The sequence below is a fragment of the Streptomyces sp. NBC_01235 genome, assembly GCF_035989285.1.
Lineage (GTDB): Bacteria > Actinomycetota > Actinomycetes > Streptomycetales > Streptomycetaceae > Streptomyces.
In genome coordinates, this window is record NZ_CP108513.1 from 5,938,923 (window position 1) to 5,955,008 (window position 16,086).

Annotated in this window: 14 protein-coding genes; 8 read left to right on the forward strand and 6 right to left on the reverse strand. The window is 72.3% G+C overall.

Features of this window, described 5'->3' with window-relative positions; all coding sequences use genetic code 11:
- Positions 1-48: 48 nt before the first annotated feature.
- Entirely contained in the window at positions 49-1,395 is a 1,347-nt protein-coding gene (locus OG289_RS26415; protein WP_327316497.1) for an aminotransferase-like domain-containing protein, read from the forward strand.
- Here OG289_RS26415 and OG289_RS26420 read toward each other — a convergent pair.
- A complete protein-coding gene (locus OG289_RS26420; protein WP_327316498.1) occupies positions 1,292-2,212 on the reverse strand; it encodes a hypothetical protein in 921 nt (306 codons plus the stop codon). The two genes, OG289_RS26415 and OG289_RS26420, sit on opposite strands and share 104 nt — an antisense overlap.
- Before the next feature lie 190 nt (positions 2,213-2,402).
- On the opposite strand from OG289_RS26420, the gene OG289_RS26425 reads away from it, so the two are divergent.
- Positions 2,403-2,960 carry an SH3 domain-containing protein gene (locus tag OG289_RS26425; RefSeq protein WP_327316499.1) on the forward strand — a complete coding sequence of 186 codons (558 nt, stop codon included), beginning with the start codon at positions 2,403-2,405 and terminating at the stop codon, positions 2,958-2,960.
- A 75-nt stretch (positions 2,961-3,035) separates the two neighbouring features.
- Here the strand turns inward: OG289_RS26425 and OG289_RS26430 are convergent, their stop codons facing one another.
- Positions 3,036-3,482 (reverse strand): hypothetical protein, encoded by a 447-nt coding sequence (locus OG289_RS26430; RefSeq protein ID WP_327316500.1) that lies wholly within the window; start codon positions 3,480-3,482, stop codon positions 3,036-3,038.
- A 300-nt stretch (positions 3,483-3,782) separates the two neighbouring features.
- Here OG289_RS26430 and OG289_RS26435 point away from each other — a divergent pair, with 300 nt between their 5' ends.
- Positions 3,783-4,961, forward strand: a complete 1,179-nt coding sequence (locus OG289_RS26435; protein WP_327316501.1) for a hypothetical protein — start codon at positions 3,783-3,785, stop codon at positions 4,959-4,961.
- 28 nt (positions 4,962-4,989) lie between these two features.
- Here the strand turns inward: OG289_RS26435 and OG289_RS26440 are convergent, their stop codons facing one another.
- The 3 genes from OG289_RS26440 to OG289_RS26450 form a co-directional block, all read right to left on the reverse strand.
- Positions 4,990-5,847, reverse strand: a complete 858-nt coding sequence (locus OG289_RS26440) for an NPP1 family protein (protein WP_327316502.1) — start codon at positions 5,845-5,847, stop codon at positions 4,990-4,992.
- A 236-nt stretch (positions 5,848-6,083) separates the two neighbouring features.
- On the reverse strand, positions 6,084-6,860 hold the full coding sequence (locus tag OG289_RS26445; protein ID WP_327316503.1) for an NPP1 family protein: 777 nt from the start codon (positions 6,858-6,860) through the stop codon (positions 6,084-6,086).
- Positions 6,861-7,149: 289 nt separating this feature from the next.
- Entirely contained in the window at positions 7,150-8,076 is a 927-nt protein-coding gene (locus tag OG289_RS26450) for a ribosome-inactivating family protein (protein WP_327316504.1), read from the reverse strand.
- 267 nt (positions 8,077-8,343) lie between these two features.
- Between OG289_RS26450 and OG289_RS26455 the strand changes: the two genes are divergently transcribed.
- Positions 8,344-12,114 (forward strand): nSTAND1 domain-containing NTPase, encoded by a 3,771-nt coding sequence (locus tag OG289_RS26455; RefSeq protein ID WP_327316505.1) that lies wholly within the window; start codon positions 8,344-8,346, stop codon positions 12,112-12,114.
- A 130-nt stretch (positions 12,115-12,244) separates the two neighbouring features.
- Complete coding sequence (locus OG289_RS26460; RefSeq protein WP_327316506.1) at positions 12,245-12,901, forward strand: Uma2 family endonuclease; 657 nt, start codon at positions 12,245-12,247, stop codon at positions 12,899-12,901.
- Between the two features lie 30 nt (positions 12,902-12,931).
- On the opposite strand, the gene OG289_RS26465 is transcribed toward OG289_RS26460, so the two are convergent.
- Complete coding sequence (locus OG289_RS26465) at positions 12,932-13,102, reverse strand: hypothetical protein (RefSeq protein WP_327316507.1); 171 nt, start codon at positions 13,100-13,102, stop codon at positions 12,932-12,934.
- A 132-nt stretch (positions 13,103-13,234) separates the two neighbouring features.
- Here OG289_RS26465 and OG289_RS26470 point away from each other — a divergent pair, with 132 nt between their 5' ends.
- The 3 genes from OG289_RS26470 (at position 13,235) to OG289_RS26480 (ending at position 16,086) form a co-directional block, all read left to right on the forward strand.
- On the forward strand, positions 13,235-14,578 hold the full coding sequence (locus tag OG289_RS26470; RefSeq protein WP_327316508.1) for a helix-turn-helix domain-containing protein: 1,344 nt from the start codon (positions 13,235-13,237) through the stop codon (positions 14,576-14,578).
- 526 nt (positions 14,579-15,104) lie between these two features.
- On the forward strand, positions 15,105-15,548 hold the full coding sequence (locus OG289_RS26475) for a hypothetical protein (protein ID WP_327316509.1): 444 nt from the start codon (positions 15,105-15,107) through the stop codon (positions 15,546-15,548).
- Positions 15,549-15,636: 88 nt separating this feature from the next.
- Positions 15,637-16,086 carry a hypothetical protein gene (locus OG289_RS26480; RefSeq protein ID WP_327316510.1) on the forward strand — a complete coding sequence of 150 codons (450 nt, stop codon included), beginning with the start codon at positions 15,637-15,639 and terminating at the stop codon, positions 16,084-16,086.

Consider the following 16,086-nt stretch of genomic DNA (forward strand, 5'->3'; position numbering starts at 1 on the left):
AATGAGATCTTTGCCCTCGGTGCAATGTCAGGGGAGGGGCGCGCTCACGTGCACGACTACCGGTCCATCGCCGACCGCATCGCCGGTGACATCGCCGCCGGGCGGCTCCGTCCCGGCCAACAGCTGCCTCCGCAGAGGTGGTTCGCGCGGCGGCATCGCATCGCGCCCTCGACGGCCGGACGGGTGTACGGCGAACTCGTGCGGCGCGGGCTGGTGGTGGGGGAGGTGGGGCGGGGAACATTCGTGCGGGCCGCGCCGGTCGTCGCGCAGGGGCGGGCGCTCATCGAGGCGGCCATCGCCTCCGCTCCCGTCAACCTGGAGCTCAACTACCCTGCCGTGGCGGGGCAGTCGGAGCTGCTCGCGCCCTCCCTCGCGCCGCTGCTGCGGGGTGATGTGCTGACGGAGGCCATGCGGCCGGGCGCCGCCGACGGGACCGCTTCCGCCCGTGAGGCCGCCGCCGACCTGCTCGCTCTCCCCGGGTGGCGGCCCGCGCCGGCGCAGTTGCTCTTCACCGGCAACGCCCGTCAGGCCATCGCCGCCGCCCTCGCCTCCCTGGTCCGGCCGGGTGGCCGGGTCGGGGTGGAGGAGCTGACGTATCCGCTGGTCAAGGAGATCGCCGGGCGGTTGGGGGTGGTTCTCGTGCCGGTCGGGAGTGACGGGGAAGGGGTGCGGTTGGACGCGCTTGCGGCCCTCCATCGTGCGGGTCCGCTGTCCGCTCTCTATCTCCAGCCCGCCCTGCACAATCCGACCTCCTTGAGCATGAGCGAAGGGCGGCGGCGGCAACTCGGGCTACTTGTGGGCGAGTGGGGACTCCCCGTCGTCGAGGATCGCATCTGGTCCTTTCTGAGTCCGGACGCCGTTCCGCTCGCCGTGCACGCGCCGGGGCTCGTCCATGTCGTCGACGGGCTGTCCAAGCGGGTCGCGCCGGGGCTGACCGTCGGGTTTCTCGCCGTACCGGAGGAGCGGGTGGAGGCCGTCGGGGGTGCGGTGCGGTCCGGAGGGTGGAGTGCGGGGCGGTTCGCGGTGGAGGCGGCGGTGCGGTGGGCGGGGGACGGGGTGGTGCGGCGGCTCGTCGAGGAGAAGCGGGCGGATGCCGCGCGGCGGCAGGGGATTCTCGCCGAGCACCTTGAGGGGTTCACGGTGCGGACCGATCCGCGCGCCTATTTCGCCTGGTGGGAGCTGCCCGCGCCGTGGCGGGCGGACACCTTCACGGCCGCTGCCGCCGCGCACGGCATCGCCGTCACGCCGGGGACCGCGTTCGCCGTCGACCCGCACCGCACCCCAAACGCGGTCAGGCTCGGACTCGCGTCGGCTCCGGAGGGGGAGTTGGCGAGGGCGCTGCGGACGCTCGCCGCCGTCGCAGCAGGCGGACCACCAAAGAACGCGGGTGGGTGAGCCAGGTCGCCGCCGCCACGGCCAGGCCGACGGCGAGGAGGAGCCAGGAGGCCGTGCGGAGGGTGGCGGTGAGGGCGTCGTAGACGGCGCCCACGGCCGGGCGGCGGGTCTCGTCGGGGAGGTCGGCGAGGGTGAGGCGACGGCCGATGGCGACGGCCAGGCCCAGGAACGCGCCGCCCAGGGCCGTGCCGAGGGCCGTCGCCGTGATCGCCCGGCGGCGGACGGCCGCCACCGCGATACCGGCCACCGCGAACACGACGGCCGCCAGCGGCAGCCAGAAACCGGCTACGTCGAGCACCTGGTACCCCTTTCGGAGTGCGGCCAGTTCGTCTGGCGGGAGGAGCGCGACACGGGTGTGCTCCACCGGGACCTGGTCGGCGAACGGCATGTGGTCGGCGGTGAGTTGACGTTTGAGGGGGGTCGTCACGGCGGCCAGGTCCACGGTCAACGCGTGGGTGTCGCGGTCGGCGCTGTCGTCGTGCAGCGCTCTCATCACGGCCGTGTGCGCGGCCTCGTTGCCCGCGTCCCACGCGGTGCGGTAGGCGCGGGTCGCGGTGAAGGAACGGACGGCGGCGCGGATGAACAGCCGGTTCACGCCGTCGTCGACGCCGGCCTCGCGGGCCACGCCGTCACCCACCGTGTCCGCGACGGCGTCGCGCACGGCCGGGTTCGAGGCCAGCGGCGCCATCGTGGTGACGTACCGGCCGGTGTCCGTCAGGTCGTACGCCGCCCAGGCCGCCAGCGTGCCGAACGGCACGAGGAGGCAGGACAGGGCGACGAGGACGGCCGAGACGGCGGTCCGCAGGCTTCGGGACACGCTTCCAGGCAACGGGGTGGGAACCGGCTGCGCGAGCGGGGCGCGGCCACATGAGTGGCCCCGTGACCGGCACATGCGTGGTCCGTTCGCGGGGCCGGTCGGAACTGCGGTTTCCGTCCGCTGTGGTGTCCTCCGGTGGAGGGTTCACCCGAACGGGTGTTTCCTGGTTCTGGGGAGAAGGAGGCCGATCATGCGTCCCACTCCGGCCCTGCGGACTCTGGCCGCGGGCATGCTCACCGGTGGCACCCTCGCCGTCGCGGCGCTGGGAACCACGGCGGCGGCAGCCCCGCCGACCAGCGGCGGCGACGGCGGCAGCCCGATCTGGGGCACCGTCGTCTCGCGCACAGAGCTGAACGTGCGACAGGAACCCACCACCCACTCACCCGTCGTCGCCTCGCCGGCGCCCGGCAGCCATGACCAGGTGCAGTGCATGGTCAGGGGACAGAGCGTCAACGGCAACCCGAACTGGTACTGGCTCCTCGGCGCCCAGGGCTGGGCGAGCGCCGCCTTCGTCGACACCCGCGGCGCGCGGGTGCCCGCCTGCGCCGACCCGTGCCCGCAGTGGAAGAACGGGGACTGGACCAACTGGGACGACGACCCGTTCTCCAACAGCTCGTTCGGCGTCTCGGGCTCCGGGTCGTTCAGCTTCTCGGGCTCCTGGAGCTTCAGTGCTTCCGGGACGTCAGGAACGTCAGGGACGTCAGGAACCTCGTCGGACGGCTGGGACTGGATCCCGGTCGACCGGTGAGTGGAGGGATGAGGGAACGCAAGGGCCCCGGCTCACAAGCCGGGGCCCTTGTGGCGTCCGTCCTGCGAGGGAGCGTCAGCGGATGCGGTGTCCCTGCGCGTCCTCGTGCGTGTAGTAGCGGTAGAACAGCGTCGCGAAGACCGCTGCCGCGACCACCAGGGCCATACCCGTCGAGCGCAGGACGCTCGCGTCGGTCTGGCTGTACACGAAACCGAAGGCGCAGCCCGCGAACGCCGTCCACATCAGGGCGTGCAGTTCGCGCCGCATGTGCGGGGCCAGGGCGCTGAGGCCCATGTACAGCGCCGCGAACACGATCGCGCTCACGAAGCCGAGCAGGACGTTCCAGCCGGTGATCGGGCCGCCCGAGCGGTTGTTGGCCGCGACCCAGTAGCCGTAGACGAGTCCGAGCGTGACGGGGACCGCCCACGCTGCGATCCGGTGGGTGCGTTCGCTGAAGACGTCGGGTGTTCGGGACCGTGCGGACGGGGTCCGCATGCCCGACGTGGGTGCCGCATGAGCCATGAGAGGACTCCTCTCTGTTCGCCCCCGTCTTCCAGGGCACACCTGGGAGAGGGCGGTGGCAAGTCGGCTGCACCGGGTTGTGACACGGGTTGTGCAACCGGTTGTGCGGCGGGTTCCCCGATGCGGGCGGTTCACGCGCGTGACCGAGGCGCACTGCGGGGGCGGCTCGTCGACGACACGACGGTCGTCGCTGTGCGGAGAGTCTCAGGAAGCGCCTCTGAACGCTCCCCTTCGCAGCAGCAGCGGTTACGGTGCTGCTGTACGTGATCGACAGGGGAGGGGACCATGCAGGAGGGGACCATGCCCGGAACCGTGCTGCTGCTGGCGGCCTCACCCGCGGGCAAGGGGCGTCTGGTGGACGCGGCCTCCGTGCTCCCCGTGCTGGCGGCCGTGCCGCCTTCCGTGCTGGCCGGCACCGACACCGCGAACGTCGTCGAACTCGCCGATCCGCTGGAGCCGCAGGCCGTGCTGACCCGGCTGCGGGCCGCCGCGGCCGCGCCGGGGCCGCTGACGCTGTTCGTCGCCGGGCAGCTGCAACTCGACCGGCGGCAGCGGCTGCCGCATCTGGCGCTGGCTCGTACGACGCCCTCGACCGTGCGGTACACGGCGTTGCCGTGGCACTGGTTGCGGGAGGAGCTGCGGCTGCGGGCGGCGGGTGCGACGACGGTGGTGCTCGATCTGCGGGCGGACGCGGAGGCGTGGGAGTGGCTGCGAGGGAATGTTCTGGACTGCGGGGCCGGGGTCGCCGTGTATGGGCGGGTGGCGCAGCCGCCGCCGGCGGTGGGGCGGGGGCGGCGGGCTGTCGCCTCGCCCTCGTACATGAAGGCCGTCGCGACGATATTGCGTAGCGGGGGGCGGCCTGAGCTGGAGCGGCTGCACCAGATGGCGCTGGCCCGGATCGGCGGGGACGGGGAGACGGGGGACCTGGTTTTGTTCACCCCCGCCCCCTCCCCCGCCCCCGCCGCCCCTTCCCCTTCCCGTCCCCTGGGGGCTGCCGCCCCCAGACCCCCGCTTCGGGCCGAAGGGCCTCGTCCTCAAGCGCCGGACCGGCCGTCGGGTGACCCGCACGCCAGCATCTCCGCCGCCGTGCAAGCCGGGCGGCACGTCGAGGCCGATGCGATTGCCGCGCAGTGGGAGCAGGCCGCTGCCGCCGCGCACGGGGGTGGGTCCGAGGAGGCGTTGCACTGGGCCGAGGTGCGGGCGGATCTGGCGATGTTCGCGGGGGACGCCGAGCGCAGCTGCCGTACCTGGATGGCCGTCGCCGTGGCGCGGCTGGAGGCCGGGCAGCCGGTCGACGCGCCCGCCGTCGAGGCGGCCGTGGACCGGGCGCACCACCAGTGGGGGCGGATCGGCAGCGCGGCCCGCGCCCGTGAGCTGGGGTCCGCGCTCGCGGAGCTGCGGGGCCGGGTGCCCGGCCGGCGGGAGGGTGCGCTGGACCACGTCCAGCAGCAGTTGAGGCAGTTGCAGACCCAGGGGTGACGGCCCCTGGGTCCGAGGCGGCTGCGGGTCAGCTCCAGGCGTTGAAGCCGATGCCGGACGGCTTGGCCTTGTTCAGGGTGCTGCGGAAGCGGTCGTTCTTGTCCTGCAGCGGGAAGTTGGCCTGGCCCCAGTCGGAGTTCGCCAGCGCGTTGAAGGCCGTGCGGTTCTTGCTCCACAGGGTGTCGTAGGGCACCAGGGCCGGGCGGTCCCAGTTGTCGCCGCCCCAGGCCTCCGCCTTCTCGCCCACCTTGGCGAAGCGGAAGGAGTGCGTGCCGAACTCGCCCTCCTTGTGGTAGACGACCTTGAAGCGCTTGCCGACCCGCTCCACGTCGTTGAACCGCTTGGTGGTGTAGTTGCCGTGGGCGGAGGTGGACACGTAGCTCGGCCACTCGTCGTTGCCGTGGTACCAGACCACGGCGGCCTCCCACTCGTGCCGGTGGCCGATGTCGAGGACGGCGTTGCCCTGGTCCTTCTCCATGTACAGGGTGTAGACGACGGCGCACCAGCCGCTGCCCTTGTCGCACTTGGCCCGCGAGTAGGTGTTGGCCTTGCCGAGGTGGTTGGTGCGGCAGCCGCCGGTGATCGAGCCGGAGTTGTTGAGACCGCCGTTGAGCCGGCCCCTCGCGTCGACGGCGGCGGCCGGGAAGCAGCTGTCGGAGTCGTAGTCGAAGAGCGGCTGGAACATCTCCTGCTTCGGAGCGCCGTTGCCCAGGTAGGGGAACGGGGTCAGGATCGACGCGCTGGCGCTGCCGGTCAGGCCGATGGTCAGCGCGGCGGCGCTGCCGGCGACGACGGCGGCTCTGCCGAGGTGGGATCTGCGCGCGCTCTTGCCTGCCGCGGACTTGGTCGGGCCGGCCGGGGACGTGTTCGTGACTGCCTGGGACATGCGGGTGCTCTCCAGTTGCTTGGTTCGCCGGTTGCCCGGTTTCCGGTCGGGAGACCGGTCGGGCGAGTCCGAGGCTGGTGGGCGCGGAGTTGATCGGCAGCCCGTTTCATCGGGCCGAACAATTCCGAGGGCCCTGCGCGGGGTTGTTCGCCGGGCGGTCACGTGCACGTCACCCGGGCCCTGCGCGAGAGCCGTCCGAAAGCCACCCGGCAACGGGAAGCGGCTGCCGACGACGGTCAGGCGTACGGGTCGAACGTGATGCCGCTCGGCTTGGCCTTGTTGAGGTGGTCGGCGAACTTGGAGTCCTGCAGCGGGAGGTTCGCGTCGCCCCAGTCGGAGGCGTTCAGCTTGTCGCGCAGGCCGGCCGCCATGTTGTCCCAGGTGAGCAGGTTCTCCTGGTGCCACGCACCGGTGTCGTTCTCCGGCGTCTCGCCCCACTTGGCGAAGCGGAAGGCGTGAGTGCTCGCGCCGTCCTTGTGGTAGACGGCCTCGACGCGCTGCCCGCTCATGGGGACGTCGGCGATCGGGTGGGTGCTGAAGCCGCCGTGCGCGGAGGCGGACAGGTAGGACGGGGTGTCCGCGCCCTGCTTGACCCAGACGACCATGCACTCCCAGTCGTGGCGGTGGCCGATGCCCGGGGAGGCCTCGTCCTTCTCGAAGTAGCTGGCGTAGACGATCCCGCACCAGCCGTTGTTGCACTTGGCCCGCGAGTAGGTGTTGGCGTGGCCGAGGTGACCGCTGCGGCACTCGCCGGTGACCGAGCCGGTCGGCTTGAGGCCGCCGTTGAGGTTGCCGGCCGGGTCGATCGCGGCGGCCGGGTAGCAACTGTCCGAGTCGTAGTCGTAGACCGGCTCGAAGTTCTTCTGGAACGCGGTCGCGTTCTCGGGCAGGTTCTGCAGCACGCCGGCGGAGGCGCTGCCGGACAGGCCGACGGCGAGGGCGGCGGCGCTGCCCGCCACGGCGGCGGCTCGGGCGAGGCGGTAGGTCTTCCTGCTGCTGGCTGCTCGGGGCATCGGGGGCTCCAGTCGACGGTCCACTCGGCCCGGACATGACATCCATGGGCCGGGACGAAGACTGGCAAGCCGAGAGATCGATGGAAAGGGCTTTCTGCCAAACTTGAGGCGGCTTTTCACCGAACTGATCAACGCGGCCCGCCCCCGCGCGGCGCGGGTCATGCGGCCCGCCCCCGCGCGGCGCAGGTCATGAGGAAGCCCCCGGCGGGACATATGGGGAAGCCCCCGGCGGGACAGGGGGGAAGTGTCCCGCCGGGGGCGGCTTGTCGCGGTGTCGGTCGCGGTGTCGTCAGAACTTGTGCCAGAGCGCCACGGCCAGCTGGGCGTCGATGGCCGACAGCGTCGTGAGGGAGCCCTGGCCGATGTGGTAGCGGGGGGCGGTGTGGTTGTGGGTCGCGCTCTGGAGGGCGTTGGAGATGCCTCCCCAGTTGTTCTCGAAGTCCAGGCCCGTCACGTCGAACAGGCTGTTGCCCCGGTTCGACCCGTTGCTGCTGATCGTCGACGAGGTCCCCGGGTAGTAGCTGTGGCCGCCCCTGATCGCCTCGCTGATGCGGTAGGAGATGAAGTCGAAGCGGGCGCCCTCGGCGAGGGCCTGGGTGAGGATCAGCAGGGCCCGCGCCTGGGTCCGGCCGGCCGCGGTGTAGTGCAGGTTGCCCAGGTCGCTGATCGAGCCCTGGATGCTGCTCAGGGAGATGCCGAGTCCGTCCCGGCCGATGCCGGCGGCCTGCTCCACGTCGGTGTAGTTGAGCCAGGGCAGGTTCACCGGGTGCGCCCCGCCGTAGGTCTTGGGCCCTTCTCCCAGCCGGTAGTACCGGTTCGTGCCGTCGTTGCGCCAGCCGACGACGTACAGGTTCCTCGCGTTGAGAACCAGGGTGATCTGGCTGCGGCCCATGGCCAGGGTGACGGGGAAGTAGTCGTCCGTGTTGCGGGTGAGGAGGGTGTTGCCGTAGAGGTGGGTGCCCCTGAGCCGTCCCCGGATGTCGTTGATGATGGCGTCGTACCGGTGGGCGAGGTCCTTGTGGACGCCGGTCGTCATGTCGTAGCTCATGCCGTCGGTCGGTACGGTCTCGTCGACCAGCCGGACCTGTTCGCCAGGTGACGACGGGTGGTGCGTCGCCGTGATTCCGGTCACGCCGTTGACGGCGAGGGCGCCGACGAGGGCGGCCGGGACGACGGCCGAAGTGCGCAGCTTGCGGAAGACGTTGGCTCGGGACATCGCGCTGTTCTCCAGGTGCTCGAGGTGTTCTCAGTGCCGGTGGTCCGGCGTTGGAGTCACCGACGTTCGCAACCGGAACGTTGATTGGCACGTCCCGTTTGTCAGGTCGATCAATCGGCTTTGGCAGGTCGATCAATCGGCCTGGGCGGCGATCGATCGTCCGGGGTTGCCTTTCGTTCACCTGGGCTCAACCTGGGCGTTGCGGGAGGACTCGTATGGTCATCGCTCCTGATGTCGCTTTCGCCAGGTGTACGGAGGTACGAGCGCATGGGGCGTCCCGAAAGACCGTTGGACCCGTCGGCGGGTCCCGTCCACCGGCTCGCCCATGAGCTGCGGGAACTGCGCAAGGCCGCCGGCAGCCCGTCCTACCGGGCCATGGCCGAGACGGCCGGGTTCTCCGCGACGACGCTGTCCCAGGCCGCGGCCGGCGAGCGGCTGCCGTCGCTCGCCGTGGTCCGCGGGTACGCGTGCGCGTGCGGGGCGGATGTCGGGGAGTGGGAGGCCCGCTGGAAGGAGGCCGAGGCGGAGGTCGCGGGAACGGCGCGCGAGGAGGACGAGGACACGCCGCCGCCGTACCGGGGGCTCACCCGCTTCGAGCCGGACGACCGTGAGCTGTTCTTCGGCCGGGACCGGCTGGTCGACGAGTTGCACCGGCTGGTGTGCGACCACCGGTTCGCAGTGCTGTTCGGTGCGTCCGGGAGTGGCAAGTCGTCCCTGCTGCGGGCCGGGCTCATCCCGCGGCTCAGGGACGAGATCGCGACCCGGGGGCGACCGGCGGTCCTGCGCGTCCTCACCCCGGGAGACCGGCCCGCGCAGACGTACGGCCATCTGTTCACGCCCGCCGAGGGGGATCCGGAGAGCTGGGTGGTGGTCGACCAGTTCGAGGAGGTCTTCACCCTCTGCCGCGACCGCGCCGAGCGGGCCCGCTTCCTCGACCTGCTGCTCGCCGCCCGCGACCCGGACAGCCGGCTGAGGGTCCTCGTCGCCGTACGCGCCGACTTCTACCCCCGCTGCGCCGAGCACCGCGACCTCGCGGACGCCCTGAACGGCGCCGGACTCCTGGTCGGTCCGATGACCGCCGACGAGCTGCGGGACGCGGTGGTCAGACCGGCGCAGGTGGTCGGGCACCTGGTGGAGCGGGAGCTGACCGCGAAGATCGTCGAGGAGGTCCTCGACCAGCCCGGCGGACTGCCGATGCTCTCGCACGCCCTGCTGGAGACCTGGCGCCGGCGCAAGGGCCGCATGCTGACGCTGGCCGCGTACGAGGCGGCGGGCGGGGTGCGCGGCGCGATCGCGGCCAGCGCCGAGAAGGTGTACGGGCAGCTGACCACGCCCCGGCGGCGGGCCGCACGCCGGCTGCTGCTGCGGATGATCGAGCCGGGCCGGGGCACCCCCGACACCCGCCGCCCCCTCACCCGCGCCGAACTCGACGAGTGGGCCGACCCCGACGTCCCCGTGGTGGTGGAGGGGCTGGCCCGCGCCCGGCTGGTGACCGCCGACGAGGAGGGCGTCCACCTCGCCCACGAGGCGCTGATCACCTGCTGGCCACGGCTGCAGCGCTGGATCGACCAGGACCGCGAACGCCTGCGCCGGCACCGGGCCCTGACCGAGGCCGCCCGCACCTGGCTGGAACACGACCGCGACCCCGGCACCCTGTATCGGGGCACCCGGCTCGACCACGCCGAGGAGCACTTCCCGGACCACGCGCGGGACCCCGCGCTGACCGCGACGGAACGGCAGTTCCTGATCGCCGCGTTCGCGGCCCGTGAGGCGGAACGGCGGGACGCCGCCCGCTCCACGCGCCGGGCGCGGACCGCGCTGGGCGTGCTGTCGGCCGTCCTCGTGGTGGCGCTGGTGGCGGGTCTGTCCGCCTGGACGCAGAGCCGGGACAACGAGCGCCGCGCCACCGAGGACGCGGCCCGCCGTCTCGCCTCCGTCGCGGACGCGCTGCGCACCACCGATCCGCGCACCGCACAGCTCCTCGGCGTCGCCGCCTGGCGGGTGGCCCACCTGCCGGAGACCCGCAGCGCACTGCTGGGCTCCCTCGGCCAGCCGGAACCGGACACCTTCGGCGACCCGGCGTCGGGCGACGGCCTCTCGCGGTATCTGACGGACTCCGGGCGTACCTTGCTCAGCGCCGAGGGACGCGAGTGGCGGACCTGGGACGTGGCACGTCACCGCCGGACCGCGTCCGGACGGCTGCCCCAGAACGTCCGGGTGCAGGGGGCGAGCCCCGACGGGCGGCTGCTCGCGCTCCTCGGGGACGGCGGGGTGCGGCTGTGGGACACGGTCGCCGGGCGCTGGCGTGGCGACCGGCTGCCGGAATCGTCCGTCGTGGAGTTCTCGGGGAGCAGTTACCTCGTGTCCGACACGGACGACCCCGATGTGCAGGTGCGCTCGGTCGCGGACGGCAGGCTGCTGTTCCGGACGGAGGCGGACGATTCGGCGGTGGTGGCGGCGAGCCCGGACGGCGCTCTGGTCGCGGCCTGCCCGAACGGCGACGGCCCGCCGCAGGTACGGGACCTGCGCACCCGGCGCACGGTGCACGGCCGCTGGGAACGTACGGCCGGGATCTGCGGCGAGGAACGGTCGCTGCTGGTGCTCGGCGGCCGGCAGGAGCTCGCCGCGCTGACCCCGACCGGGGTGCTGGTCTGGGACCTCCGGTCCGGGGACCAGCCGGCCGACCTCCAGGACGCCGGAGTGGGCTACGTCTCCTTCAGCAAGGACGGGAAGTTCGTGGCGACCGCCGACGCGCAGGAGGTCAGGGTGTGGCGGCCGGGCGTCGAGGCCCCGGTGTTCCGGCACTCCCTGAACAACCAGCATCTGTACGGCGGTCTGGCCTGGGACGCCTCGCGCCCGGTGCTGCGCTACCTGGAGGGCGGCACGGTGCACACGCTGGACGTCTCGGCGGCCGTCACCTCTGCCTGGCAGGACGCCCCGATGGACAAGGTGCTGCTCAGCCCCGACGGCCGCACCCTCGCCACCGCGAGGCGCACCGGCGACCACTACCGCGTCGAACTGCGCGACACCCGCGGACGTCTGCTGCGCACGCTGCCCTCCCCGCAGCTCCCCGTCTCCACCGACCCCTCCTCCCCGGTGTACGCCGAGTACACCTCGGCGCTCCTGGCGTTCACCCCTGACAGCAAGGCGCTCGCCTACGGCGTCTCGGCCCCCGGTAGCGAGACGTCCCGGCAGCCCCTCACGATCTGGGACGTCACCGGGGGCCGTACCCGCACGACCCTGAACCTGGCGACGAAGACGTCGACCGGGGCGGTGGTCACCATCGCTCTCGGCCCGGACGCCCGCACCCTCCACCTCACCCGCACCAGCCTCGCCACCATCGGTGCCGGGGGCGTCGGCACGATGGGCAACGAGACCTGGGACACGGCCCGCGGCCGCAGAACGGCGGTCCTCCCCACCCTGTCCAGCAGCCACCTGGCCGCCCGCCCCGACGGCCGGATCCTGGTCGGCGACAACCGGATCGCCGCCCTGCCCGCGGGCAAGGTCAGCGGCCGGGCCCTCGTCCAGGGCGACGGGATCGGCGCCCTCGCCTTCGCCCCCGACGGCTCGCTGCTGGTGGCGGGCGACCAGACGGGACGGGTCGCGCTGTGGGACGGCCGGCTGCGGCAGCGCGTCGGCGTCCTGCGCAACGTCTTCCCCGCCCTCTCGGACGCCATCGGCGACGGCGTCTTCGGCGACACCTCGGAAGCGGTCAGCGCCCTCGCCATCAGCCCCGACGGCCACACGCTCGCGGTCGGCGGCGAGGCGGGCAGCCTGCAGCTGTGGGACATCGCCACGCAAGCGCCGCTGGGCTCGCCACTGACGACATCCGGCGAGGAGATCGACACCGTCGCCTTCAGCGCCGACGGCGGCACGGTGTACGCGGGCAGCGCGCACGTGCCGTTGCAGCGGTATCCGATCGATCCGGCGCGGGCGGTCGAGACGGTGTGCGCACGGGCCGGAGGGGCCGGGCTGACGCGGGCGCAGTGGCGGACGTACGCGCCCGGTGTGCCGTACCGGAAGGTGTGCGAAGGCTGACCGACCTGCGGTGATTGCGCCTGGGGCGCGGAAACGTAACAGCACGCTCGTTCGAGTGAACGGCTCCGGATTACGAGGGCGGCCTGCCCGTCTACGCTGGGATGGTCGCGTCGAGCGAAGGAGGTCTGTCATGGCGACGGCGGAGCCGATCATCATGCCGGGGTACCAGGGCGAGGCCATTCACGGTCCTTACGACGACCCTGACGGCGACATCGACGCGGACAGCGGCGTGCCCGACCGCACGGGCGCGAGTGTGCAGCAGGTCTTCGAGCTCTTCAGCGCGACGGCCCCCCGGGGCTGGCGCGTGGAGTTGATCGAAGGGGAGATCTGCGTGACGCCACCGGCCAATGGGGAGCACGAGGAGATTGTGTCGGAGGTTGCTGACCAGGTCGTCGAGCGACGTCGGGACCGGTCTCTGCGCAACTACACCGGCATCGGCCTGAACGTCCCCGGCGCATCCGAGACCGGCCACGTCGTCCCCGACCTGGTCATCGCCCCCAAGGGCAGTTTCGACGACCAGGAGGAGTGGCACGAGCCCTCGGGCGTCGTCCTCGTCGCCGAAGTCACCTCCACCAGCACGGCCGACCGCGACCGCGACAAGAAGATCCACGGCTATGCCCGCGCCGGCATCCCCGTCTACCTGCTGATCGATCGCGAGGAAGCGGAGGTCATCGTCTACTCCGAGCCCTCCGGAGACGACTACGCCCAGGCGCCCAAGCACAAGCTGGGCCTTGCCGTGCCGCTGCCCGCGCCCCTGGGATTCGAGCTGGACACGGCGGAATTCTGATCCTGAGCCAGGCACAGGCACAGGCACGGCCTAGCGGCTCTCCGCCGTCCCGTGCTGGACCGTCGGGGAGGTCTGTGTGGTGTCCGTGGCTCTGGCCGGGCCCGCGTTGGCCGCGGTGATCAGGGCCAGGATGGTCAGGAGGGCTGCTACGACGGCCCTGACGTAGGGCGCGGAAGGGCGTGCGGATGTGTTTCCGGGCACGGCGACCTCGCAACGTCGGCGACTGCGAAACTCATGTCAGGCAGCTATTAAGCGTGCTTAACTCGCCGTTTAACCTAGGGGGTGGGATAGTCCAACGGCAAGAGGGTCAAGGGGAGTTGGGGGAGCCGGGGCGTGGGAGATCGGGACGATCCGGAGGTCGTGGGGCGCCGGGTGCAGCGGCTGCGTGTCGAACGGGGGCTGACACAGCGGCAGTTGGCCGAGCCGACCTACACGCCCGCCTACATCTCCACGCTGGAGGCCGGCCGGGTGCGGCCCTCCGACGAGGCGCTCAAGCACATCGCCGAACGGCTCGGCGTCGGCTTCGAGGAGCTGACGACCGGCCGGCCCGCCCGGCTGGTCACCGATCTGCGGCTCCGTCTCACCGAGGCCCAGCGGGCGCTGGCCACCGGGGAGGCCGAGGAGGCGGCCCGGCAGTACACCGGGCTGCTAGCGGAGGCGGAGGAGCACGGGCTGGGAGAGGAGCAGGCCACCGCGCTGCTCGGGCTCGGGGAGTGCGGGATCGACTCGGGCGACCTGGACGCCGCCCGCCGCTGCTTCGAGCGGGCCGAGGGCTGTCTCGCCGGCGCCCCGCTGCCCGCCCGCGTACCCGCCCTGCGCGGGCGCGCCGTCGCCCACTATCTCGCCGGTGAACTCCGTTACGCCGTCTACCTGCTGGAGTCCACCCTCGACGAGCTCAACCGGGGCGGGCTGCACGATCCCGACGCGCTGCTGTTGCTCTACGCCTCCGCCATCGGCCCGTACATGGACATGGGCGCCCACGCCCGGGCCGCGCAGGCCGCCGAGTTCGCGCTCGCCCTCGCGCCGCAGGTCGGCGACCCCGCCCTCGTCGCCCGGATGCACCGCTCGGTGGCCCGTACCCTCCTCGCCGAGGGCCGTCTCGCGGAGGCCGACGCCTCGCTGGCCAAGGCCGCCGAGCTCTACCGTCAGCTCCAGTTGCGGACCGAGCTCGCCAACTGCCACTGGATGCGCGGCTACGTCTACGCGCAGAACGGTGAACTGGAGCGTGCGGAGGAGGAGTTGAGGCAGGCAAAGACCATGCTGTCCGCGCAGCGCGCCGCCCTCTACAGCAGTCAGGTCGCCGTCGAGCTGGCGGACGTCCTGCACCGCAGGGGGATGTCGGAGGAGGCCGCCGCGCTGCTGCACGGGGTGCTCAGCGACCTCAGCCCCGAGCGCGGCGCCCTGCACTCCGCCGCCGCCCACCGCCTCCTCGGCATCATCGCCGAGGACGCCCGCGACACGGAGGCCGCCGAGGAGCACTACGTCCGCGCCCTGAGCCTGCTGGAGCGGGCGGGCGCGGTCGGTGACCTGGCCGATCTGTGCCGGCTGCTGGGCGACCTGCTGCGGCGCACGGGCCGCGTCGAGGCAGCCCTGGACGCCTACCGCACCGGCCTCGGCCATCGCACGGCCCCGGGCACGACGACGCTGGGGCCGGCTCCCGCGCAGCCGCCGCTGTAAGGTCTCGCCCCCGCCTCCCCGGCCGCCGCGTCGAGGCAGCCCTGGACGCCTACCGCACCGGCCCCGGGCACGACGACGCTGGGGCCGGCTCCCGCGCAGCCGCCGCTGTAGTTTTCTCGCCCCGCGGCCCCCGCCTCCCCGGCCGGGTCATCCGCGACCGCCCGGACCATACCGACCCGATCAAGACCGAACACCCCGGCCCGCGCTACCGGACCCGCAGCTCGAACGACCCCGGAACCCGTCTCGTCACCCGCACCGTCACCTTCCTCCAGGGCGCGTATCGAGTGGTGATCAATCTGCGGAATTCCCCCTCGGAGCGGGACAGGACTGGCCGGGCGACGCGATCGGGCGCTCCCGGTGCGGACCCTCGGAGTACCCCCGCACAGGAGCTGCCCGCAAGGCAGGTGGCGGCATCGCCTGATGCCGTGCGACCGGCGGGGCCGGGGCGCCAACTGGTGCGGAAGACGCTGGGCAGTTCTACACTCGCACCGTCTCAGCTGAACAACCGTCAAAGAAAGCAACTACCTTGCGTACAGCACGAATAGCCACTGTTCTCGGTGGTATCGCCGCCGCGACCCTGCTCACGATCGGCAACGCCTCGGCCATCGACTTCGAGATCGACCATGCCGGCCCCACGCCGTATGACGGGAGTGTTCCGTCCGCCGGGGCGTGCGCCCACAACTCCGTGGGGAAGGGCTGCTTCCGCGAGGTCGGGGACTGGTTCGAGGTCGTCGACGAGAAGGAGGACGGCCACGCGACCCTCGTTGTCTGGCGCAGCATCTACCCCGAGAGCCAGGCGACCGTTCGGCAGGGAACCATCTGGAACACCGCCGGCTTCCAGACGTATCGATACCAGAACAAGGACCTCCACGAGGGATGGGTCCTCGAGATCCGGGTCTGCGCCGGCGAGTGGCACAACAAGCATGTCATCGACAGCTCCTGCAGCGCATGGACGACAACCAAGTCCTGACACCACGCACGGCGAGCCGCGGGCCCTCGGCCCGTGGGCCATCCCCGAACCGTCGTCACGATCGCCGTTGCCTGCCGCGGACGAATCCGTGCCGAAGAGGCGGGTCGTCGATGTCTTCGTTCACGGGACCGCCGATCCTGAACCGACCGTCGCCGGGTTCGGCTCGCGCGCGATCCACGAGAGCGGACGCTCGCTGAAGGGGACGCTCGCTGAAGGCCGCACCGTCCGCCTCACCGGTTTCGTCACCCACGGTGACGACGGTGCCTGGGACGTCACCCGCCTCCTCGTCACCTGCTGCGCCGCCGACGCCACCACGAGCAAGGCCGACACCGGGGTCACCGTCACCGGCACCTGGCGTCCGAAGGGGAGACCCGGCTCCGACGGGGCCCGGCCCCCGGCCCTTGACGCGGGCACGGTCGCGCGGGTGGAGCAGCCCGCGGACCCGGACGAGAAGCCGTGGCGGATACCGGTTTCCCCCGTGGGCGGGGGGTACCCGGCGGCCACGGGCGGTGAGAACGCCCGTGGACGGAGGCGATAG

Bases quoted from the DNA above. Each gene is read 5' to 3' on its own strand.
- OG289_RS26435 (WP_327316501.1), top strand. From the start codon at position 3,783: ATGCCCGGAACCGTGCTGCTGCTGGCGGCCTCACCCGCGGGCAAGGGG.
- OG289_RS26430 (WP_327316500.1), bottom strand. From the start codon at position 3,482: ATGGCTCATGCGGCACCCACGTCGGGCATGCGGACCCCGTCCGCACGG.
- OG289_RS26445 (WP_327316503.1), bottom strand. From the start codon at position 6,860: ATGCCCCGAGCAGCCAGCAGCAGGAAGACCTACCGCCTCGCCCGAGCC.
- OG289_RS26440 (WP_327316502.1), bottom strand. From the start codon at position 5,847: ATGTCCCAGGCAGTCACGAACACGTCCCCGGCCGGCCCGACCAAGTCC.
- OG289_RS26455 (WP_327316505.1), top strand. From the start codon at position 8,344: ATGGGGCGTCCCGAAAGACCGTTGGACCCGTCGGCGGGTCCCGTCCAC.
- OG289_RS26450 (WP_327316504.1), bottom strand. From the start codon at position 8,076: ATGTCCCGAGCCAACGTCTTCCGCAAGCTGCGCACTTCGGCCGTCGTC.
- OG289_RS26460 (WP_327316506.1), top strand. From the start codon at position 12,245: ATGGCGACGGCGGAGCCGATCATCATGCCGGGGTACCAGGGCGAGGCC.
- OG289_RS26425 (WP_327316499.1), top strand. From the start codon at position 2,403: ATGCGTCCCACTCCGGCCCTGCGGACTCTGGCCGCGGGCATGCTCACC.